Origin of the sequence: uncultured Marivita sp., assembly GCF_947488135.1 — a bacterium.
GTDB lineage: Bacteria > Pseudomonadota > Alphaproteobacteria > Rhodobacterales > Rhodobacteraceae > Marivita.
On the sequence record NZ_CANKYW010000001.1, the window covers coordinates 929353 to 950319 of the forward strand.

The 20967-nt window shown below is 61.8% G+C and carries 15 protein-coding genes; 11 read left to right on the forward strand and 4 right to left on the reverse strand.

Features of this window, described 5'->3' with window-relative positions; all coding sequences use genetic code 11:
• Nucleotides 1–36 precede the first annotated feature (36 nt).
• Nucleotides 37–834, reverse strand: coding sequence for an SDR family oxidoreductase (locus Q1B16_RS04650; RefSeq protein ID WP_299785053.1), 798 nt, complete (start codon nucleotides 832–834; stop codon nucleotides 37–39).
• An 80-nt stretch (nucleotides 835–914) separates the two neighbouring features.
• Nucleotides 915–1874 carry a sugar ABC transporter substrate-binding protein gene (locus Q1B16_RS04655; RefSeq protein ID WP_299785054.1) on the reverse strand — a complete coding sequence of 320 codons (960 nt, stop codon included), beginning with the start codon at nucleotides 1872–1874 and terminating at the stop codon, nucleotides 915–917.
• Between the two features lie 303 nt (nucleotides 1875–2177).
• Between Q1B16_RS04655 and Q1B16_RS04660 the strand changes: the two genes are divergently transcribed.
• The 11 genes from Q1B16_RS04660 (at nucleotide 2178) to Q1B16_RS04710 (ending at nucleotide 16924) form a co-directional block, all read left to right on the forward strand.
• Nucleotides 2178–3926, forward strand: a complete 1749-nt coding sequence (locus tag Q1B16_RS04660; RefSeq protein WP_299785992.1) for an extracellular solute-binding protein — start codon at nucleotides 2178–2180, stop codon at nucleotides 3924–3926.
• An 18-nt stretch (nucleotides 3927–3944) separates the two neighbouring features.
• Nucleotides 3945–4754 (forward strand): SDR family oxidoreductase, encoded by an 810-nt coding sequence (locus Q1B16_RS04665; RefSeq protein WP_299785055.1) that lies wholly within the window; start codon nucleotides 3945–3947, stop codon nucleotides 4752–4754.
• A gap of 63 nt (nucleotides 4755–4817) precedes the next feature.
• Nucleotides 4818–6116 (forward strand): Xaa-Pro peptidase family protein, encoded by a 1299-nt coding sequence (locus Q1B16_RS04670; RefSeq protein ID WP_299785056.1) that lies wholly within the window; start codon nucleotides 4818–4820, stop codon nucleotides 6114–6116.
• A gap of 2 nt (nucleotides 6117–6118) precedes the next feature.
• On the forward strand, nucleotides 6119–6883 hold the full coding sequence (locus Q1B16_RS04675; protein ID WP_299785057.1) for a glucose 1-dehydrogenase: 765 nt from the start codon (nucleotides 6119–6121) through the stop codon (nucleotides 6881–6883).
• A 10-nt stretch (nucleotides 6884–6893) separates the two neighbouring features.
• On the forward strand, nucleotides 6894–7637 hold the full coding sequence (locus Q1B16_RS04680; RefSeq protein WP_299785058.1) for an SDR family oxidoreductase: 744 nt from the start codon (nucleotides 6894–6896) through the stop codon (nucleotides 7635–7637).
• Complete coding sequence (locus Q1B16_RS04685; RefSeq protein WP_299785059.1) at nucleotides 7637–8785, forward strand: alpha-hydroxy acid oxidase; 1149 nt, start codon at nucleotides 7637–7639, stop codon at nucleotides 8783–8785. Before Q1B16_RS04680 ends, Q1B16_RS04685 begins: the two co-directional genes overlap by 1 nt.
• A gap of 362 nt (nucleotides 8786–9147) precedes the next feature.
• Nucleotides 9148–10554 carry an FAD-binding oxidoreductase gene (locus Q1B16_RS04690; RefSeq protein ID WP_299785060.1) on the forward strand — a complete coding sequence of 469 codons (1407 nt, stop codon included), beginning with the start codon at nucleotides 9148–9150 and terminating at the stop codon, nucleotides 10552–10554.
• Nucleotides 10554–12374 carry a hypothetical protein gene (locus Q1B16_RS04695; protein ID WP_299785061.1) on the forward strand — a complete coding sequence of 607 codons (1821 nt, stop codon included), beginning with the start codon at nucleotides 10554–10556 and terminating at the stop codon, nucleotides 12372–12374. Before Q1B16_RS04690 ends, Q1B16_RS04695 begins: the two co-directional genes overlap by 1 nt.
• Complete coding sequence (locus Q1B16_RS04700) at nucleotides 12371–14212, forward strand: ferritin-like domain-containing protein (RefSeq protein WP_299785062.1); 1842 nt, start codon at nucleotides 12371–12373, stop codon at nucleotides 14210–14212. Before Q1B16_RS04695 ends, Q1B16_RS04700 begins: the two co-directional genes overlap by 4 nt.
• Nucleotides 14209–15528: a radical SAM protein gene (locus Q1B16_RS04705; protein ID WP_299785063.1), complete on the forward strand. Its 1320-nt coding sequence runs from the start codon at nucleotides 14209–14211 to the stop codon at nucleotides 15526–15528. The genes Q1B16_RS04700 and Q1B16_RS04705 overlap by 4 nt, the downstream gene beginning before the upstream one ends.
• Nucleotides 15515–16924, forward strand: a complete 1410-nt coding sequence (locus Q1B16_RS04710; protein ID WP_299785064.1) for an FAD-dependent monooxygenase — start codon at nucleotides 15515–15517, stop codon at nucleotides 16922–16924. Before Q1B16_RS04705 ends, Q1B16_RS04710 begins: the two co-directional genes overlap by 14 nt.
• Here the strand turns inward: Q1B16_RS04710 and Q1B16_RS04715 are convergent.
• Together Q1B16_RS04715 and Q1B16_RS04720 are read right to left on the reverse strand one after the other, a co-directional pair.
• Complete coding sequence (locus Q1B16_RS04715; protein ID WP_299785065.1) at nucleotides 16834–20115, reverse strand: AAA family ATPase; 3282 nt, start codon at nucleotides 20113–20115, stop codon at nucleotides 16834–16836. The genes Q1B16_RS04710 and Q1B16_RS04715 overlap by 91 nt on opposite strands.
• 133 nt (nucleotides 20116–20248) lie before the next feature.
• Nucleotides 20249–20959, reverse strand: coding sequence for a cyclic nucleotide-binding domain-containing protein (locus tag Q1B16_RS04720; RefSeq protein WP_299785066.1), 711 nt, complete (start codon nucleotides 20957–20959; stop codon nucleotides 20249–20251).
• Between the last annotated feature and the right edge of the window lie 8 nt (nucleotides 20960–20967).

Here is a 20967-nt window from a genome sequence, read left to right on the forward strand (position 1 = left end):
TCGTCTCCGTCATGTCTCCCTCCCCATCACGTGCGGTCAGACCAAGGTCATCCCCCCGTCGATCATGACAATCTGGCCTGTCATGTAGTCACTGTCGCGCGAGGCCAGGTACGTCGTGGTGCCAGTAATATCCTGCGGCAACGCCACGCGTCCCTTCAGGATTTCCGCCGAAAACTCTTCCATTGCCTGTCCGGGTCGTTCAGCGGCGCCGATGTCGAGAAGGTCCTGATCGACCTGTTCCCACATTTCGGTGGCGACGACCCCGGGGGCAAAGCCCGTGACGGTGATATCATGTTTCGCCAGATCGCGCGCACCCGATTGGGTCAGCGACACGACCGCGAATTTCGACGCGCAGTAGGGGGCGACATTGTCAAAGCCCTGCCTGCTGGCGATCGAGGCAGTGTTGATGATCTTGCCACCGGTGCCCTGCGCGATCATCTGGCGTGCCGCTTCCTGCATGCCGATCATGCAGCCCAGGCCGTTGACGCCCATGATGAAATTCCAGTTGTCCTCGGTCACGTCCATGAAGTTCATAGGCTTGTTGACGCCTGCATTGTTGAACTTCACGTCCAGCCTGCCGAAGGTCTCGACCGTGTGCGCCACCATGGCCCGGACCTGATCGCGATCGGTAACGTCGACCTGCGCCGAGGTGACGGCATCGGCGTGTCCGTTCATCCGGCTGCGATTGGCGTCGGCGACCTCGGCCACCTTGTCGCCATTGATATCGGCGAAACAGACCTTTGCCCCTTCGTCGAGCAGGGCTTCTCCGATGGCACGACCAATGCCCTGTGCGGCGCCTGTCACGATACAGACACGGTCAGAAACACGTCCCATGCCGCGCCCCCCTGAAAACTGATTTGGAAAACAAACATGCGGGGCGCAGACGATGCCGCGCCCCGCACGCGGGAGGAACCTTAGAACACCGGCTTGGTGAACTCGTCCATGTTGTCCTGCGTGATCTTCGGCGTGTCGAAGTAGTTGAGGAACGGCACGTCTTCACCGCTCAGGACGTCGATCGCCGTTTTCAGGGCCGCTTCGGCGTCATCGACCGGGGACTGGTAGATCGACCCCCAGTATTCGCCCGCGGCCATTGCCTCATAGCCCACGGCAAAGTTCGTGGCGCCGACGAAGATGATCCCGTCACGACCCGCAGCTTTGGCCGCGTTCAGTGCGCCGACGCCCATGTTGTCGTCGCCTGCATAGACACCATCGATATCGTCATACTTGACCAGGAAGGCTTCCATGACCTGCTGCGACTTCTCGCGGTTCCAATCACCCGGCTGGGTGTCGACCACGGTGACGTTCGGGCAAACCTCGGGCAGGCGGTCTTCGAACCCCTTGGCACGTTCGATGGCCGTGGTGTAGCCCGGCTGGCCGGTGATGTGCACGACCTGCGCTTCATCGGCGATGCCCATCTCCTTGAACTTGTCGCACATGATCTCGGCCGAGCGGGCGCCTTGGGTGATGTTGTCCGGACCAGAGAACGACTTGACGAAGTCAAAGCCAGCTTCGGCGATGTTCGAGTTGGTGACGATGACCGGGATACCGGCCTGATGCGCCTTGCGGACAGCGGGGATCACCGCTTCACCATTGGTCGGCCAGATGATGATGGCATCGACTTCCTGCTGGATCAGGTCTTCCATCTGCGCGATCTGGCGCGCCACGTCGCCGCCAGCATCCAGGACGACCGCTTCGACCGCGTCGTTTTCCTCGGCGGCAGCGATAAAGGCCTTTTCATAGGTGGTCTGGTAGCTGTCCACGCCGACATTGTTCTGCGTGATGCCGATCTTCATGGTCTCGTGGCCTGCTGCATAGGCAGTGCCTGCCAGCGCGACGACGGCGGTGGATGCTGCAAGAATATTGCGAATTTTCATGTGGGTCTCCTCCCGGGTGATGATGATAGCTCTTTTTTGTCCGGACGCCCCTCCCGGGCGCCCACCACCACTCGGATCACCGAGCGACTGGACGCCACTGTGCAAGGGTTGCCGCAGCGGCAACGCATCAATGATATCCACTCTGGATAATAAATTATCCACTTTGAACATATCTGCGATACGCTTCATGGGTCACTTTGAACATTTTCGGGAGTGCGGTTCATGCGCCGTCAGAAATCATCCAAACCGGATAATGCTGTCAAGACAAGCCAGCCGAACGCAGGGAAAAGGCGTAACGCCAAGATGAATGCCATGGGAGGACATAGACAAGCCAACCCGGTTTCGCCACAGGCGCAAACCGAGACGCTTGAGGTTTTGTCCTTTCTGGAGGAATTTAGCGACGAGCTGGAAGGGGCGCTCGACATCATAGCGCCGAACGCGCACCTGCGTATGGCCTTGCACCTTTTGCAGGGGCATTTCGAAGCCAAGACCATTACCCCGACATCCCTGATCAGCGCCAGCCGCGTGCCCTATGCGACCGCCAATCGCCGCATGAAGGAGATGGTCGAGGACGGGTTGATCGAACAACGACCGCGCACAAAGACGGGCAAGAGCTTTTCCATGCATCCCAGCGAGCGGCTGTTGGCGCAGTGGATGCAGCTGTCCGGCCGCGTGCGTCGACTTGCCGAAACGCGGTTTGGCGGCGGCACCGACGATCAGGGCACGCGGGATTATTATTTCGGCGGAAGCTACGCCGCCGCACAATCCATCCCGCCGCTACGCGTACGCAAAGACCCTTTGAAGGTGCCGGGCGGTATCCGCGTACTGGTGCACGGCGACCCGACTTTCATGGTGATGGACACGCTCAAACGCCAGTTCGAACAGGTTATCGGTGCGGACATCAGTCAGCGCGCCTTTTCCATCGACCGCTTGCGCGAAGAGGCGCTTCGCAATGCACAAAGAGCCTCAAGCCGGTACGACATCATCGCGGTCGATCTGCCGTGGATCGGGGAATTCGCCGAGAAACAGGTCTTGATGCCGTTGGACGAGATCATGGATTTGAACCGCCTCGACCCGGCGGATTTCCACACGGCAGGCTGGATGGCCGCGCACTGGGGCGGGCGGGCCTATGGTGTACCGGCACAGACGACGCCCGAGCTTCTTTTTTATCGCCGGGACCTCTTTGCCGAAGCAGGGCTCGAGCCGCCTGCCACCACGAACGCCTTGCTCGATGCCGCCCGCGTGCTCCACGAACCGCGACGCGGGCGCTATGGCATCGCCTGGAACGCGGCGCGCGGCACGGCGCTTGGGCACACGGTGCTGATGACGATTGCGGATTTCGGTCAACCCATTCTCGATCTGCCGGAAATGGCCGGCGGCTTCGATACCAGCCGACTTGCCGAAAGAACCTATCGCGCCACGATCGACACCGAGGCGGGTCTGGAAGCTGCGGAATTCCTGATGGAACTTCTGAGCTATTCGCCACCCGATATCCTGTCGATGTCCTGGTACGAACGCGTGCGCCCTTACGCGGCGGGCAACATTGCGATGGCTTATGGCTATACGTTGCTCGCGCCGTATTTCGAAGGGGACGAAACTTCGCCGGCCTATGGTCAGACTGGATATTTGCCGCATCCGGCCGGACCCGGAGCGAGCCCTGTGGCACCCGTGGGTGGTTATGTCATGGGCATCCCGGCGAACCTGTCGCCCGACCGCGTGCCTGCTGCGGTCGAGGCGCTGACCGTTTTCACCTCGCCCGAGGCGCAGAAGCTCTACGTGCAAAACGGCAGCCGCACCAATCCGCGCTATTCGGTCGCCTCCGATCCCGATGTCCGGCGTTCCTCGTCGATATTCGAGGCCGTGGACGCGATGTCCTGGCGCGATGAATTGCAATTCTGGCCGCGCCCGCCAGTGCCGGAAATCGGCGGCATCATCCAGATCTGCGGCGAAGAATTTCACGACATGCTGCGCGGGATCATCTCTCCGCGCGATGCTTTGCGCACAGCCCAGTCCCGGGCCGATGCGCTGATCCAATCACACGGGACGTCATAATTTCTGGGAGGAGACATCATGGACCCCAATCGACTGAAAGGTAAGAACATTCTGATCACCGGTGCCGCACGTGGCATGGGTGCGGCCAACGCCGAAGCTTTCGCCGCGCAGGGTGCCAATGTCTGTGTTGGGGACCTTGATCTCGACGAGGCGCAAAAGGTTGCCGACGCGATCAACGGCGCGGGCAACGGCCGCGCCATCGCGGTCAAGATGGACGTGACGAAGCGCGAGGACAACGCCGCCGCCGTGGCCGCGACCGTCGATGCATTCGGGTCGATCAACGTGGGTCTTTTCAACGCGGGCCTGAACAAGCCGCGGTTCTTCATGGATATCGATGAAGACAACTGGGACATGATCATGAACGTCAACACCAAGGCGATGTGGCTCGGCATGCAGGAAACCGCGCGTCAGATGATCAAGCAGGGTCCGATGGAGGATCATCCCTACAAGCTCATCAATGTGGGCTCCATCGCGTCGCGTAAGCCGCTGGTCGATGTAACTGTCTATTGTACCTCGAAATACGGCTGTCTGGCCTTGACCCATTGCGGTGCGATCGGTCTGTCAGAACACAACATCACCGTGAATGGCTATGCGCCGGGCGTGGTGGTGACACCGCTTTGGGAACAACTCGACAAGGACCTCGTCGACATCGGTTTCAAAGAGCGCGAAGGTCAGGCCTATGACGACATCGTCCGCGACGCGCTACAGATCAAGCGTGTGTCCTATCCCAAGGATATCGTCGGCACCGCGTCTTTCCTCGCCAGCGACGACAGCGATTACATGACGGGCCAGATGGTCCATATCGATGGCGGCTGGTGCATCCAGTAACTCGCTAAATTACTGTTTTTCAATAAAAACGGGCGCGCCTTGTCGCACCCGAAGGAGCCTATCATGTCTCGCGCACTTATGCCCAACCTGCTCACCCCTCAGGATCTTGAACCCAACTGGGAATGGCGGGAACGCCTGCCCGCATGGGGCCACACCTCGGTCGATTTCGAACGCCGGATCGACCATGACCGTCTGCGCCGCTACCGTCTGGCCCGCACGCGGCAATCCTTGCAGAACTCTCAGGCAGGCTCGCTGCTGTTGTTCGACGTGAACAACATCCGCTATGTCACCGCCACCAAGATCGGCGAATGGGAACGGGACAAGATGTGCCGCTTCTGCCTGCTAACGGGTGACGATAGCCCCTATGTCTGGGATTTTGGCTCGGCTGCTGTCCACCACAAGCGTCACTCCGACTGGTTGGAACCCGATCACTGCCTCGCCGGTGTTGTCGGCATGCGCGGGACCATCCCGCCCGAGTTTGGCCTGATGCAGAAATATGCCAAGATGATCGCTCAACTGATCAAGGATGCCGGCATGGCCGACATGCCGGTGGGCGTGGATTACGCCGAAACCGCGATGTTTCATGCGCTCAAGGCTGAGGGCATCAACGTTGTAGACGGCCAGCAGATCATGCTTGCGGCGCGCGAGATCAAGAACTGGGACGAAATCCAGCTGCTCACGCAGGCCGCCGCGATGGTCGATGGCGTTTACCACATGATCTACGAAGAACTGAAACCCGGTGTGCGCGAGAACGACATCGTGGCAATGTCGAACAAGCTGCTTTACGAGATGGGGTCTGACGACGTGGAGGCGATAAATGCCATCTCCGGCGAACGCTGCAACCCGCATCCGCATAACTTTACCGACCGGTTGATCCGCCCCGGCGACCAGGCCTTCTTTGACATCCTGCAAAGCTATCAGGGCTATCGCACCTGTTACTACCGCACGTTCAACGTGGGCCGCGCGACGCCGGCGCAAAACGACGCCTATGTAAAGGCCCGCGAGTGGATCGACGCGTCGATTGCGATGATCAAGCCGGGGGTGACCACCGATAAGGTGGCCGAGGTCTGGCCGACCGCCGAAAGCCTTGGTTTCCCCAACGAGGACGCCGCCTTCGGTCTGCAATTCGGCCATGGACTTGGCCTTGCGCTGCACGAACGCCCGATCATCAGCCGTGCTGTGAGCCTCGATCACCCGATGGAGATCCAGACCGGCATGGTTTTCGCGCTGGAAACCTACTGCCCGGCGACCGACGGCTACTCTGCCGCGCGGATCGAGGAAGAGGTCGTCGTGACCGAAACCGGCTGCGAAGTCATCAGCCTGTTTCCCGCCGAAGAACTGCCCATCGCGAACCGGTACTGATCATGGCACATCTGTTTGACCTGACAGGCCGCAAGGCGCTGGTCACCGGTGGCGCAACAGGCATTGGCGAGGGCATCGCCCTTGCCCTTGCCGACGCCGGGGCCGACGTGGCGCTGAGCTATCGCAGTCACCAACCCGATGCGACACTTGCGGCGATCGAATCCAAAGGCCGGAAGGCCGCGGCCGTAAAAGCCGATTTCACCGGAATGGATGAAGCCGCTGCCGAAGAGGTCACGCGCTTTGCCGCCGACGCCCTGGGGGGGCTCGATATCCTTGTGAACAACGCCGGGATCATCCACCGGGAGGAGTCGGTGGACATGCCTCTGGAAGAGTGGCGGCGCGTGCTGTCCGTCAACCTCGACTCCGTCTGGTTGCTGTCGCAAGCCGCCGGTCGTCGCATGACCAAACAGGGATCGGGCAAGATCGTGATCGTGTCGTCCGTTCTCGGCACGCAGGGCGGTCTGCGTGTTCCCGCCTACGCGTCCAGCAAACACGCGGTGCTCGGTCTGACCAAGGCGCTGTGCAACGAATGGGCAGGGCAGGGCGTGAATGTGAACGCCATCGCCCCAGGCTACACCGCGACCGACAACACACAGGCGCTCCGGGACGATCCTGAACGATCGAAAGCCCTGCTCGAACGCATCCCCGCCGGACGCTTTGCCGAACCCTCTGAAATCGCCGGTGCGGCTGTTTTCCTCGCCTCCGATGCTGCTGCCTATTGCCATGGCAGCACGGTGACCGTGGATGGCGGCTGGCTGGCCCGCTGAAAGTGACACCATGACCCAATCACTGACCGGAAAAACCGCCCTCGTGACCGCCGCCGGAAACGGCATCGGACGGGCGTCCGCCGAAGCGATGGCTCGGCTTGGGGCGACCGTCATCGCCACCGATATCGACGGGGCCGCTGTTGAAACTGTCGCCGCCGGGTCCGACCGGATCACGGCGCATCAGCTGGACGTCCTCGACGCCGATGCGGTCGCAGGGCTGATCGCGGATCACCCCAAGATCGACATCCTCGTGAACTGCGCGGGCTGGGTGCATGACGGCACGATTCTGGATTGTGACGAGACGGTCTGGGATCGGTCCTTCGATCTCAATGCCAAGGCGCTGTTCCGCATGACGAAATCCGTCCTGCCCGGCATGCTCGACCGCAAGTCGGGATCAATCGTCAATATCGCGTCCATCGTTTCGAGCGAGAAGGGCGCGCCGCGCCGCTTTGCCTATGGATCGTCCAAAGCGGCGATCATCGGCATGACGAAATCCATCGCCGCCGATTTCGTCAAGGACGGCATCCGGTGCAACGCGATCTGTCCCGGTACGGTGCAAAGCCCGTCCCTGAACGACAGGCTTGCCGCGACGGGCGATTTCGACAAGGCACTGGCCGCCTTCAAGGAACGTCAACCGATGGGTCGTTTGGGGACACCCGAAGAGATTGCCGAAATGGTCTGCTATCTGGCGGGCGATCTGTCGGCCTTCACCACCGGACAGGCATTCGCTGTCGACGGCGGTTGGTCGATCTGATGGGACTGGACCGCGCTGCCTCGATTGATGACCTGCGAACGCTCGCACGTCGGCGGATTCCCCGCTTCGCTTTCGATCTGGTGGATGGCGGAGCGGAATCCGAACGCAACCTGCGCCGCAATTCAGAGGCGTTTGAAGAGGTTGAACTCACTCCGCGCTACATGCGCAATGTCGCTTTGATAGACACCAGCGCGACCTTGTTCGGGCAAACCTTCGACCTACCGTTCGGCATGGCCCCCATCGGGATGCTCAATGCGTTCTGGCCCAATGCCGACCTCATCATAGCCCGGATGTGCAAGCGCGAGAACATCCCCTATGTCGCCAGTTCGGCGGCCTCCACGACACTCGAAGACCTGGCACAGGCCGCGGATGGGAATGGCTGGTTCCAGCTATATGTCTCCAGCGATGACACCGTAACCGACGGTCTGATTTCACGGGCCGAGGCCGCTGGCTATCCGGTGATGATGGTCACGGCTGACGTGCCCGCGGCGGGCAAACGCGACCGCGATATCCGCAACCAACTTGCGGTGCCTTTCAAGATCACGCCCGAAGTGGTGATCCAGCTTGCGCTCAATCCGCGCTGGTCGCTGGAAACGTTGCGCCACGGCAAGCCCAACATCGCCAACTATGCCGACCTTCTGCAAAGCGCGACCTCCTACGCGGATGTCCAGAAGACCCTGATCACGCCGGGCTTCACATGGGACGCCTTGCGCAGATTGCGCGACCGTTGGAAGGGAACGCTTCTGGTCAAGGGCATCCTGCATCCCCAAGACGCTGTTCAATGCGCCGAGATCGGCTGTGACGGCATCGTCGTGTCGAACCACGGCGGGCGACAGGTGGCGTTCGGCCCGCCGACCGTCGAAGCTTTGCCCGCGATTGCCGAGGCCGTTGGCGAACGGATGACCGTGATCCTCGACAGCGGGGTCCGTCGCGGTGCCGATATCTTGCGGGCCAAGGCCCTTGGTGCGGATTTCGTGCTCTCGGGTCGCGCGCTGGCCTATGGGGTCGGGGCAGGCGGCAGCGCGGGCGCACAGCGCGCAATGGACATTCTGAAGCTCGAGCTTGAACGCGCATTGGGACAACTCGGAGCCTCGAGCTTCGAAGAGGTCGGCCCCGCGCAGCTTTCGAAAGCGCTTATCGCAGGCTGATACTCAGCGCGCAGGTTGGGCTTTAACAGGCGTCGGTGGTGAAATCGGCGAGCGGGCGATGCGAAATCATCGCCTTTGGACCTGTGCGTTCAGCACGCGTGTCCCGGCGTGAGAACTTCAGAAATCATGAGACTCAGAGCGATTTTGTCCCTACGCTATCCTCATATTTTAGCGCGAGGAATTTTGTTTTGACGCAGAGGGATCATCGAAGTCATCACCACGCTCACGAAGCACGCTGGAAGACCTTCAAGAAAAAGGAAACCGGGCTTCCTTCGTACAAACCCAAGCATTTTGCCAAGTTGCAGCAGAGACTGAGCGGCCGTGTTCAGGTGGCCGGGGCGCCTGGATACAATGATGATCGCATGGTATTCATGCACACCTACCAGCAATATCCGCAGGTCATCGTCTTTTGTGAATGCGAGACCGATGTCGTCGCTGCATTGAAATTCGCGAAGAAATCGAAACTTCAGGTAACGGCCCGGTCGGGGGGACATTGCACCGCCGGCTATTCGGTCAACGATCAGGTGGTGATCGACACGTCCGGCCTGAACCACGTGATCGTCGACGCGGACACTCCAAGCGTGCGTTGTGGCCCCGGCGTGACCTTTCGCAAGTTGAACCGGGTTTTGGAGTACCACAAGCTGCATCTGCCCGGCGGCGGCTGCGAAACGGTCAATGTCGCGGGCTACATGATGGGCGGGGGCTATGGCTTCACCTCGAGGCTCTTCGGCATGAATTGCGACCGGGTGACGGGGGTGCGCATGGCGCTGTCAAATGGCAGCATTGTCACGGCGAACGCTAAGGAGAACGAAGACCTGTTCTGGGCCGTGCGCGGGGGTACCGGCAACCAGTTCGGTATGCTGCTCGAAATCGAATACGACCCGGTGCCGCTGAACCGAAAGTTCTTCGGCTTCGGGCTGCGCTGGAACATGCGTCACAAGCACGAGGCCGATATCGATAGGGTTTGCCGGGTGCTGGAGCACTTGCAGGCGGAATATTCGAATTCCGGGCCGCCCAAGATGGGCCATCAGGCGCTCTTGATGTATCTGCCGGACGCCGACCACCCGGATGGGCAAATCCCCTGCCTGTCGCTGCGCGGGCTCTATGACGGCTCGCGCGATGAAGCGAAACCCGCGCTTGGCCCTTTGCTCGATACACTCGAAGACCCACGCAAGGACGTCGAGATCTGGACGCGCAAGCATCGGTACACGCGGCTGAACGAAATGCTGCTTCAAACCGTGAACCCGCCCGGAATGGACATGCCGAACGTATCGATGAACACCAAGCCGCTGGTCGAAGGGTGGCTGATCGACGAACATCATGCGGCGGATCGGTGGCGCGACGTGGTGGAACATTTTCTGAACGCGCCCGACAAGACCTGTTTTATCGCGTTGGAGTTTTACGGAGGGGCGATTGCCGAACCGAAACCCACCGACATGGCCTTTGTCCACCGCGACCCGTCCGTCGATATGTTCAGCTGGGCGTTCTGGACCTTTGACAGCCACAAACAGGCGAGCATCGACTGGCTCGACGGTCTTGGCGAGATCGCCAAAGGCATGGGGAGCGGGCGGCGCTACCAGAACTACCCGCGGCGCGGGACCAAGGATTTCCTGACCGCCTATTTCGGGGAAAACCTTCCGCGCCTGCAAGAGATCAAGGCCAAATATGATCCGGACAACATGTTCTGGTTCGAACAAAGCCTCGGGCCCGAACCTCTCCCGCGTGACAAAAGCGCAGAGAAGAAAGCCAAGAACGCGGAGCCTGCCTGATGATCGATGACACCCCTCCCATCTGCACTCATGCCGACAGCGACACCTGCGCCTCTTGGTGCGGGCGCGATCCGAAACAGGGTCGTCTGCTGGGCATCTTCTTCGACCCACCCATGGCCATAGCCCGCGTCGGCGGATCGAAAGAGCCGATGCCCGCCTACCGCTGGAAACTCGACGAGAACCCGGCGCGCGGTGTGCAAACGATGATCGAGCCCGCACCGAACCTGATCGAGACCTCGGTCAAGGGCCACGGCCACCACCCCTTTACGCTAAAGGTCGAAACCCCGGATCAGGTCACGTTCAAGGACCGTCACGGCAAGATCAAACCCGTCGCCCCGTTCTTCGAGCTTTGGGCGCGGGTGCAGGACGGCGTCGGGACCGTGGTTAAGGTACCGGTCACTGAGGCGTTCCTGAAGGCGCGGGGGACGTCGCTGAAACACCTGCGTTTCACGGTGATCGCGGCCAACCGCAAGGCCGAGGCGCGCACCAAGCTGGCCTCGTGCGCGGCCATCGCGCGCAAGGTGTTTTCGGCCGACAGCTACAAGACCCACCATCTCGACGCGATCAGCCCGCATACCGAAGGGCAGGTGCCGCTGGTGCGCGAGGATGCCCCTCTTCCGCTGGGCAAGATCCGGACGTACAAGCCGAACCTCGACGATCCCGATTGCCAGACGCGGCTCGATCAGATCCGCCTGCGCTTCATTCCCGGCAAGGGCGATGCCTACGGTCCGCCCGAGGCATCCAAAGCTCCGGCTTCGCCTCTGCCGCCCGGAGCCTTTGCGCCAGCGGTCACGGAATACGGGCGCATCCACAAGATGACCCGAAAGGAGAACCGCATCCTGAGTTCCGACACACCGTGGTCGGGCTACAATTTCCGCACCGACAACGCACCCAAATGGCCAACCCCGATGGACAGCTACGACGGCGCACGGGTTGGGTCAGGCAACAGCTGGGGGCTGATCGACGACACCTGCGATCTGGTGCTGACGGCCGAGCTCGCCATCGATGGCGTGTCCCATACGGCGCAAGCGCGGTCGATGGCAGGGCCGCCGGATTTCGCGCCGGACAAGCGCCCGATGTATTCGATCAAGGACGAACTCGAGGACCGCGACTTGCCGCCAGCAGAGCTGGATATCGACAGGACGCCGGTAGAGATCCTCGACCTGTTCCGCCGGATTTTCGAAACCGCGAGCCTCGTGAACCTCGACCAGCGGCGATCCTGGGCACTGGACGGCAACGCGCAACTGTTGGCCGAACCGGACGAGAACGATCCCGATTGGGACGCTGGCCTGACCCCTCGGCTAGGCCCGAAATCCATGCGCGAGGATGATGCGCCCTTTGCGAGCCTCGTGCCGGAATACACGCCGGGGCAGGGCGATACGATCGAGCCGCGGTCGGACGCGCATGACCGCTTGCCCTACACGCAAGTGGTGCAGCAGGTCCATGCGCGCATGTGCGACAGCCCGATCCTTCGCGCCTTTCTGGTTCGTGACCCCGACCGCGTGCGACGCATCATTCGACCCCCCTTTGCGCATGTCGGCGAACTGCCGAAGATCCCGGGCGTGCAGCCCGATCCGGCGGTCGATTTCGGCGGACAGGACGGTCTCGACGATATCACCTACCGCGACCCGCGCGCGATCAAGGCTCAGACATATGACATGCGGATGCCCCCCTACATGCGCCATTCGATGGGCGTACCGCTGTCGGTCACGCGTCGGCAGTACGATTTGCTGATGGCCTATCTCAACAAGCTGGAGGGTGATTGGAAACAGACCGTCCAGCCCGAACTGGACACCAAGGAAACGGAGGCCGGGACATGAGTGTCGAAGCAAAACCCACCGGTCCGAAGCAGATGAACCTCGCGCCCGCACCCGATCCGCGCGGCAATCCTGCCTATCCCGAACCGGTGCTGGGCAATCCGGTGTCGACCTTGATGGAATCCGGGGTCGGCAATTGCTTTCCGGGGCTGGAATTCGACGTTCGGCAACTCGACGTGCGGTTCTTTCCGGGACTGGTTTTCGAGTTCCTGGGCGTCACCCCGGCAGGGCCGGACGGCACGCAGGGCGCACGGCTGGTCTATTCCGATCCGGCGGGTGATCCGATCATCGCCGATCACTTCACCGCTGATGGGCCACAGTGGATCACGGACCTGAAAAAGCAGTTTGCAGGGCCCGAAGGATCGGCGCTGGGCGATGGCACGTGGTATCTGCATTTCGTCGAACAGGACGGCAAGCGGATCATGATGTACGATTACGCGCTCTACCAGAACGCGGCGGGTCTGACCCCGTACGAAGGCGAAACCGTCTGGTGGATCATCCGTCTGATCGAACCGGACAAGCCGCTGACCATCGCCCTGACCCAGCGCGCGGCGGATGGCTCCCCCAGCGGCGTTCCGGTGGTCCTGACCGGGCGCCGTCGGCAGTTTCTCAACGATGAAGGGATGATCGACCCGGTTTATCATCCTGGTGAGCTCACCTCATCGATGTGCAGCCCGTGGACCCATGATTTCCGCGACTGCGCCTGTCACTACTGGGCCTCGAACCACCCCGATGTGGTGCTGGGCGAGGTGGACGACCCGCAGCAGCAACTGGACAACCGCACTGACGAGAACGACGCGGCGCAGGCCGTGACCTTCATCGATTGGATGCGTCGGCGGCACGAACCGCTCAAGGATGTGTCCGCGCAGACGACTTTGCCCAAAGCAAGGCCGGACCGCTATGATCCGTACGAAATCAACCTGCACTGGCAACAGCTCGATTTTGTGTTGCAGGGACAGGAGGCCGAGGCGACGCCGCCCGTGCCGCAGATGCTGAAGCTGATCAAGTACGAGACGCTGGAAAAGATGGTCGCCGACCTGAGCGAGAAATTGGCCGGGATGGAGCTGACGCTGGCGATGGAATATCTCTACGCGTATTTCAGCCTGCGAGAGCCGGACGAGGTCACGGCCGAGGAAGAAACCAAATGGCCAGGCCTGCGCGAGGACCTGCACGCGGCCCGCCAACTGATCCTGTCCGTCGCGCTGAGCGAGATGACCCATCTGCGCTGGGTCAACCAGACGCTCTGGTTGATCCATAAGGCCTATCCCCGTTTAGGGCCGTATAAACCCTGCCTCACGGCGGCCAAAACGATCTCAGAACCGGACCCCGCCACGCCCGACATCGAAAAGACCCGCGATCGGCGACTGTGCCGCGCAACGCAGGTCGTGCTGCAAGGCTTTGTCGATGTGGAACGGCCGGACGGGCCTCTTGATACCGAGTACGTCAACCTCGTCGGCCTGTTGCGCGAGTCGAAAGAACCCTTCCCCGAAGGTCTGTACCAACTGGCCGTCCGCATCGACAGCGACGGGATGCAACACTACCAGAAGTTCCGCGATGTAATGCGCTTCCTCGCGCCCTACGCGGAGCAGGAGGCGCTGTATCTGCGTCCGATCAAGGAAGGCAACGCGACGTCGCCCGAGGTCAAACCCGCATTGGACCAGATCAGAACGGCGCTGGACGGCCTTGCCGAAGCATACGCAATCGAGGCCGAACTTGGCGACATGCCAAAAGCCAACGCCAAGATCAAAGAGGCACGGGACGCGATGCACAGGCTCAACGACATCGCACTCGGCTTGGCGCGCAAGAACATCGGCGTTCCGTTCTTCGCGGTGTTCGAATGACCTCGGTCTTTCCCAAGCCGGAATCACGGCCGAGTGCGCTGGCCCATGTCGCGGGAGACGTGCTTCTGATGGCCGACACCGCCGCGATCTTCGGTCTGTCCGAGGCTGATGCGCGCCGGTTGCGCCACGCCTTGCAGACCGGTGATACAGCGGCGAGGGCAGAGCTGGCGCGGCTTAGGCTTGACACTCCGATGCAGGCGCGCCCGCCGCGCGTCACTGTCCATCCCGTGCGGGCGCTGGCGCTGACCGTGTCGCAGACCTGCAACCTCGCTTGTGGCTATTGCTACGCCGCCGGTGGAAGTTTCGGCGGGGCGGACACGCGGATGAATTGGGATGTGGCCAAGCGCGCCATCGACCAGCTGATCGTCGGAACCGTGCCCGGAGGCGGGGTCAAGATCGCCTTCATGGGGGGCGAGCCAATGGTTGTCCGTGACCTGATCCGCAAGTCGGTTGCCTATGCCAACGAACGTGGGGCCGCGCGTGCCGTGCAGGTGGGCTATTCGCTTACGACCAACGGAACGCTGATCACACCCGAGGATGCCGCCTTCTTCGCCCGTCACCGTTTTGCCGTCACGGTCAGTCTGGACGGAGGACGCGAGGTGAATGACCGTCTTCGCCCCGACAAGGCTGGAAAGGGCAGTTTCGACCGTGTCGCACACCGGATTGCGTCCTTGCTCAAGCAGCGCGAGCGGGTTCAGCTGAGCGCGCGGGTGACGGTGACACCGCTCAATCTGGATGTGCGCCGCGTGGTCGAGGATATCGGCGCGCTTGGCTTCACCTCGGTCGGCGTGGCCCCGATGATCTCATCCCCCACTGGCAAGGGCGCTCTGGTCGGTGAGGATTTCGCGATGCTGCTGGACGCGATGAAAGCCTGCGGCGATGCGTGGTTCGATGCGGTGAGTGGGGGTGGCGATCACGCCTTCGCCAACCTGGCCACCGTTCTGGGCGAGTTGCACCGCGGTCAGCCGCGCAGCCACGGCTGCGGTGCCGCGCGCGACTATCTGGCGGTAGATGCCGATGGCGCCTATTCGGCCTGTCACCGTTTCGTCAAGGATCCGCTTGGCGCCATGGGCACGCTCGAGTCGGGACCCGACGATGAGGCCCGCGGCGCTTTTCTGGACGCGCGGACAGTCGAACGGCAAAGCCCGTGCCAAACCTGCTGGGCACGCAGGCTCTGTGGCGGCGGGTGCCATCAGGAAGTCCTGCACGCCGGTCGTCCCGCCTGCGATTTTGTGCGCGGGTGGCTCGATTATGGATTGCGAACCTACAAGCGGATGCAGGTCGCGCGCCCGGACTGGTTCGATGCACACTCATAGAGCCGACGTCGCGGTGCTGGGCGCTGGTCCAGCGGGCTGCGTCGCTGCGCGTCATTTGGGTCAGGCCGGTGTCGACGTGATATTGGTCGATGGTGCGATTTCGACCGGCAGTCACCACGTCGAGAGTTTCCCGCCGTCGGGTGCGCCCCTGGCCGAAGATATCGGCCTGCTTTCCACAATCTGCGCCGCCAGCGACGGTCCGGCTTCAGCCATGATGATGAACTGGCGCGATATGTCCGAGATCCGAGCATTTGAGGGAGATGGCCCCCTGCTGCTGCGACGTGAGGCCTTGCACAGTGCTCTCCGTGCGGAAGCCGGCATGCACGCGCGCATGTTGCAAACGCAGGTGCGCAAGATCGTGACGAGTGACGATGCCGCCGAAATGACGACGGATGAAGGGGCGATCATCTGCCGAATGATCGTCGATGCGCGTGGGCGTCGCGCGCTTAAACGGCAAGGCTCCGATCTTGTCGCGCTTCCTTTCGATGCGCGCGGCGATGTTCCGGACTACACAATGTGGCTCGACGCTTTGCACAACGGGTGGCTGTGGGCCGCCAGTCTGGGGGGTGGTGAAATCCACGGGGCGATCTTTCAAAAAGCATCTGCTTTGGCCGGGTTGTCCTCTCAAGGCAGGCGAGCCCTCGCGCGGCACCAGCTTCTTCATGCGTCGGCTTTTTCGAATGCCTGCGATTTGTCCGTCGGCCCCCCTGCCGCGGCAGGACTTTCGGCCATGCGTGACCCTGTCCAGTCGCCTCGCCATGTGCTTATCGGGGATGCCGCGCTCGCGCGCGATCCGATCGCGTCGCACGGTTTGGTTCATGCACTGCGGAGCGGTGTGCAGGCGGCGGTTGCTGTGCGTACGATCCTCGATCCAACGGGGGATACGCAAGCAGCCCTCGCGTTTCTGCGCCAAAAACACGTCGAAGCCGTATCAAGCGCGCGTGAGGCGACGGCACGGGCCTATCGCGATCAATCCCGGTTCACCGGGCCATTTTGGGCAGAGCGCAGCGAAAGCATTGATGCGAAAACCGCTCCGCAGATCGGGTCTGGGCCTGTCACTCTGGCTGACCCATTGACCCGGGCGCCGGTCCTCGAAACCGACAGGATTCGATGGGCACCCGCGATCGCTCTTCCCGCGCAAAACAGCTTTTTCACCCAGCACGGAACCGTCACCGCCCGCGACATCGCCGTCGCCTGCCGACCGGCGGCCCCGTTGCAAGAGATTGCAACGCGTCTGGGGCGGGTGCACGCGATGCCAATTGTGTTCGATGTCTTGCAACATCTCACGCTCGGCGGCGCCTTCGCTCAGGCCGTGCCGTTGCCGTCCAACAAGCCGTGCGCGCGAGTCACGTCCCATCCATCATCAAGGGAAATCATGCGGGACAACGTATCCTGAACCGCTTGTAGTGTTTCGCGGCACCGATCATCCTCTGCGATATCGCAGGTGATCCGGAGTAGGATGGACGTCGCATCCGTGGCCTCGGCACGCGCAAGCGCATCGCGCCTAAGCCGGTCCGCTGTATCTGCATCCCCGCGCGTGGCCGCGACGCGGGCCTGCATGCGCATGAGCTCAGATGACGTCCAGGTCTCGCCGGTTCGGGTTTCGGTGCTCGCCCCTTCCGCCAAAACGCCATCTGCGGCTTCGATATCGCCTGCGCGCAGGTAAATCTCGGCCAGAACGGTGGCCAGCAAGGGGCCATAGTTGAAGGGGTTTGCGGCACGAAACTCGGCGACGCGTTGTTCGAGATCCGCCATCTCGACCGGCGAAGGCGGCTGTGGCTGACGGCACAGGGCGGAAGCGAAGGGGAACAGCCGTGCCGCCGCCCGCATCACGCTGATACCGTGCTTTTCCGCAACGACCAGCCCCTCAGCCGCCATCTCGGCCAGTTCCGGCCCGTGCCGCGCAAGCGCCCCCCACATCACGCGGAACGACACTGCTTGAGCAAGCGAATGCGCGTGGTCGATCTTCCGCGAATGGTCGATGGAAAACGCTCCGATTTGCCGCGCGCGATCAAGATCGCCGCTGATCCAGAGCGACATCGACAACAGCGCCGCGGTGATCTCGGCGTGATCGTAACCCTGGGCATGGGCAAACGACAAATGCGCGTCCTGATCGTATTGTCCTAGCGACTCTTCGAGCCTTTGCGTCGCGGTGATCTGGTCGCCCGTGTGCAGGGCCACGGCTCCGATAGCGCGGGTGGCGATCATGACGAAGGTTTCGTTCTGGGCCAGTTCCGCCGCCGCCAGAAGCGCCTTGGCGTGCTGCTCGGCCTTGGGGTAATTCGCGCGGACCAGCGCGTGAGAGTAGAGACCGTTGATCGCCAGCAACTCTGCCTTGCGGTCGCCGATGGCGCGCGCCAAGTCGACAGCCATCTGACCCAGTTCGGCGCTCCGGTCGGTCGCGATCCCAAACCGCGACCGTTCGACCGAGGCGAGCCCGGTTACGGCACGCAATCGCTGTGCGTTGACCTTGGCGCTTGGTGCCAGCCGCGCCAGCGCGCCGTCGGCCATCTCGAAGTAATGCCCAGCTTCGACCAAGGCCGAACGCTTGAGAAACGCGTCACCCGCGCTTAGCGCGAATTCCGCCGTGCTTTCCCAATCATGGGCGGCTTGCGCGTGTTTGGCGAGTATCTCGGGCCGAATGTCGAGCAAATCATGCAAGACACGGAACGCGGATGCATGAAGGGTTCTGCGCACGCGCCCGTCAATCTGTTCGTAGATCACGTCCCGGTAGGCCTTGTGACGGATACCGATGGTTTCGGTTCCGTGCAGATTTCGTTTTTCGATCAATCCGCCGGATTCCAGTGCATCGAGCGTCGGTTCCATGCGGTGTGCATCCAACGGGTATAGTCCGGTCAGCACATCGAGTGGTACGTGCGAACCAAGAACGGCAAGCGCTTCGATCAGGCCGCGACCGGATTGGATTTTGTCCAACCGTTTGGACACGGTTTCGTAGATCGTGTGGGGAACCACGACGGCATCGGCAACTTCCGGCAGTTCCTGTCGCGCTTGTGCCTGCGCCAGCGTGTTGAGCATCAGCGGGTTGCCGTCCGCGTGGTAGAGGATGTTGTCCCGTACCGCGTCGGGAATGGGCGCCCCGGCAAGAATTCGGTTGAGAAGCCGGGTCGCATCGGCCTTGGACAAAGGCGGCAAGGTGATCTGTCGATGGGCCGCGGCGTCTTGCCAGATGTCGTTCGCATCGTCCCGCGTCACCGCGATCATCAAAAGCGGCGCGCTGGCGGCACGCGCGGTTTCTGCGGTCTGCGCCATCAGAGCACGGGTCGAGTCGTCCGCCCATTGCGCGTTTTCGAGCACCACGACGCCGGGGGTCTTGCCGTCCCCGACGAACCAACCACTGAGCAGCTCGAGGACCGCGTCGCGATCGTTTTTCGAGATCGCGGCAGTACCTTCGGATGTTTCACCGAGGTCCAGAAATTGGGCTACCTGGTCAGCCATCTCAGCCGTGGGAGCGGTCAGAACACTGGCGAGCGATGGAGCCGCGTCCTTGGATGCCGTCAATTGCGCCAACGCATTTGCAACCGGCTGCAAGGGCGATTGCGCGGACATTGCACTGCATTGCAGATGGATCGCCCGGGCCGGGGCTGTTACCGCGTCTGCGAGAAAACTTTGAACCAAAGTCGATTTTCCGAGGCCCGCATCCCCGGAGACGGTCACTGTTTTGGCCCGTCCTGTTTTCACGCTTTCCCAAGCATGGACCAGCGCTTCAATCTCTGTGGCACGTCCCACGAATTGCGCCGGTTTGAGCGGGGCTTGCATGGCATTTCGCAGGCCGACCAGATGGTAAACCTCGACCGGATCGGACAGCCCTTTCAGGGCGTGGCGTTCGGCATCCGTGTAATGCACGGACGCCTGTGTCAGGTCTCGCGTTTTGAAGTCTACCGCGCAGGATTGCGGCTGTGCGATGGTCTGAAGCCGGGCCGCGCGGTTCACGACCGGCCCGACCAGATGCATCTGATCCCCGGATCCGTCGCTGTGCTTCAGTCCGACGGCTGCCTGGCCGGATGCGATACCGATCCGGGTGACGATGTGGATGGGGTCATGGCTTTCGATCGTCACTGGTGTTTTGGCCAGCGTGGTTTGCAAATCCCGGGCCGCCAGCACGCATCGTTCGGCGAACCCGTCCAGGACCTTCGGATAGCCGAACAGAATGACAAGCCCGTCGCCCTGCGGTGTAGCCAAATGGCCGTTGTGCCGACGGGCCACGGTTTCCGCGACAGTGTAATAATGCTGAAGAACGATCTGCATTTCGTCGATATCGAGCCGTTCCCCAAGCTCGGTCGACCCAACCATGTCGCAGAAAAGCACGCTCAGTCGGCGCAACTGAACCGGGTTTGTGCCGGGCAGAACAGTGGAGGTGGCACTCGGGCCTGCGTCGCCGTTCAGGGATTGAAGCCCTTTCAGCAGTTTCCGCCGCTGGCCAAGACTGAGTCCAAGCTCCTTGAGATCGCCGTCATCCAGCAGCGGCAGCACCGTCATGTCGATATCTTCCGCGGTCAGCCGCTCCTGCAAGTGCAGCAGATCGACTTGCGCCAGAAAGTCAGACAACTCCAGTGATGTGGCAGCCATGCAGGAGGTCGTCTCCACGTCATAGTCAGGGGGTCAAGCGTGTGACCTGACAGGAAAAATCTACACCAAGACAGGTACGTGTTGCAAACGCCGTGATGTCGAGTTTCATCTTGTCCGCTGATTTTGGAACCGGTCACATCCCGGCGCCGGAGGACCGTCCACTCATCCGCGCGTTTGCGGCCACCAGTTTGATCCCGGTGTCCTTGCGGATCGCGCGTTCGATGTCGACGCGCAGTTCGGGGTTCCGGTTGCAGAGTTTGAGAAGCTCTTTGGACGTGACCTTGAAAACCCGCGCCGGGCTGGCAAGCGTCACGGTCGCAGTGGCGCGGCCCCCGTCAAAACAGGTCAGTTCACCGACGAAAGCGTCCGAGTCCAGCATGCCAACCTTGTGTCCGCCATGACTGACCTCCGCTTCACCAAGCAATATGTAGACCAGAGCGCCAAGCTCCTCGTCCTCTTCCGCGATAACGGTGCCCGGGGGCAGGTCTTCCCAGGATCCGGACAGAAAGAAACGACGCACAAGCGGTTTGGGGATCGTCGGCAGTGTGGATCGGGCGAAAGCGGCTTCCTCCGGTGTGAGCCTGGTCGAATGATGCAGGATAAAATACCGGGCAAGGCCGAATACGCTGATCGCAATCCATGTGGTCTGGATGATGGCCGACGAAAGATTGAAATTGTTGGTCAGGGATACAAGCACAAGGGCGGCGGCGATCAGGTTCATCATCGTGTAGGTATAGCCGTTTCCACGAAGCAACCCGGCTTGAAGGGCGGCATAGGCGCTGATGTAGAAGACGACACCGGCGAGACCGATGGCGTCGAAGATCACGGTCTGTGGGATATCCATCGTGTTGC

What these genes read in the sequence shown, in the direction of transcription:
- Q1B16_RS04675 (WP_299785057.1), top strand. Translation starts at nt 6,119, where the DNA reads ATGGCACATCTGTTTGACCTGACAGGCCGCAAGGCGCTGGTCACCGGT.
- Q1B16_RS04705 (WP_299785063.1), top strand. Translation starts at nt 14,209, where the DNA reads ATGACCTCGGTCTTTCCCAAGCCGGAATCACGGCCGAGTGCGCTGGCC.
- Q1B16_RS04650 (WP_299785053.1), bottom strand. Translation starts at nt 834, where the DNA reads ATGGGACGTGTTTCTGACCGTGTCTGTATCGTGACAGGCGCCGCACAG.
- Q1B16_RS04680 (WP_299785058.1), top strand. Translation starts at nt 6,894, where the DNA reads ATGACCCAATCACTGACCGGAAAAACCGCCCTCGTGACCGCCGCCGGA.
- Q1B16_RS04670 (WP_299785056.1), top strand. Translation starts at nt 4,818, where the DNA reads ATGTCTCGCGCACTTATGCCCAACCTGCTCACCCCTCAGGATCTTGAA.
- Q1B16_RS04665 (WP_299785055.1), top strand. Translation starts at nt 3,945, where the DNA reads ATGGACCCCAATCGACTGAAAGGTAAGAACATTCTGATCACCGGTGCC.
- Q1B16_RS04695 (WP_299785061.1), top strand. Translation starts at nt 10,554, where the DNA reads ATGATCGATGACACCCCTCCCATCTGCACTCATGCCGACAGCGACACC.
- Q1B16_RS04655 (WP_299785054.1), bottom strand. Translation starts at nt 1,874, where the DNA reads ATGAAAATTCGCAATATTCTTGCAGCATCCACCGCCGTCGTCGCGCTG.
- Q1B16_RS04685 (WP_299785059.1), top strand. Translation starts at nt 7,637, where the DNA reads ATGGGACTGGACCGCGCTGCCTCGATTGATGACCTGCGAACGCTCGCA.
- Q1B16_RS04710 (WP_299785064.1), top strand. Translation starts at nt 15,515, where the DNA reads ATGCACACTCATAGAGCCGACGTCGCGGTGCTGGGCGCTGGTCCAGCG.
- Q1B16_RS04700 (WP_299785062.1), top strand. Translation starts at nt 12,371, where the DNA reads ATGAGTGTCGAAGCAAAACCCACCGGTCCGAAGCAGATGAACCTCGCG.
- Q1B16_RS04715 (WP_299785065.1), bottom strand. Translation starts at nt 20,115, where the DNA reads ATGGCTGCCACATCACTGGAGTTGTCTGACTTTCTGGCGCAAGTCGAT.
- Q1B16_RS04690 (WP_299785060.1), top strand. Translation starts at nt 9,148, where the DNA reads ATGGTATTCATGCACACCTACCAGCAATATCCGCAGGTCATCGTCTTT.
- Q1B16_RS04720 (WP_299785066.1), bottom strand. Translation starts at nt 20,959, where the DNA reads ATGGATATCCCACAGACCGTGATCTTCGACGCCATCGGTCTCGCCGGT.
- Q1B16_RS04660 (WP_299785992.1), top strand. Translation starts at nt 2,178, where the DNA reads ATGAATGCCATGGGAGGACATAGACAAGCCAACCCGGTTTCGCCACAG.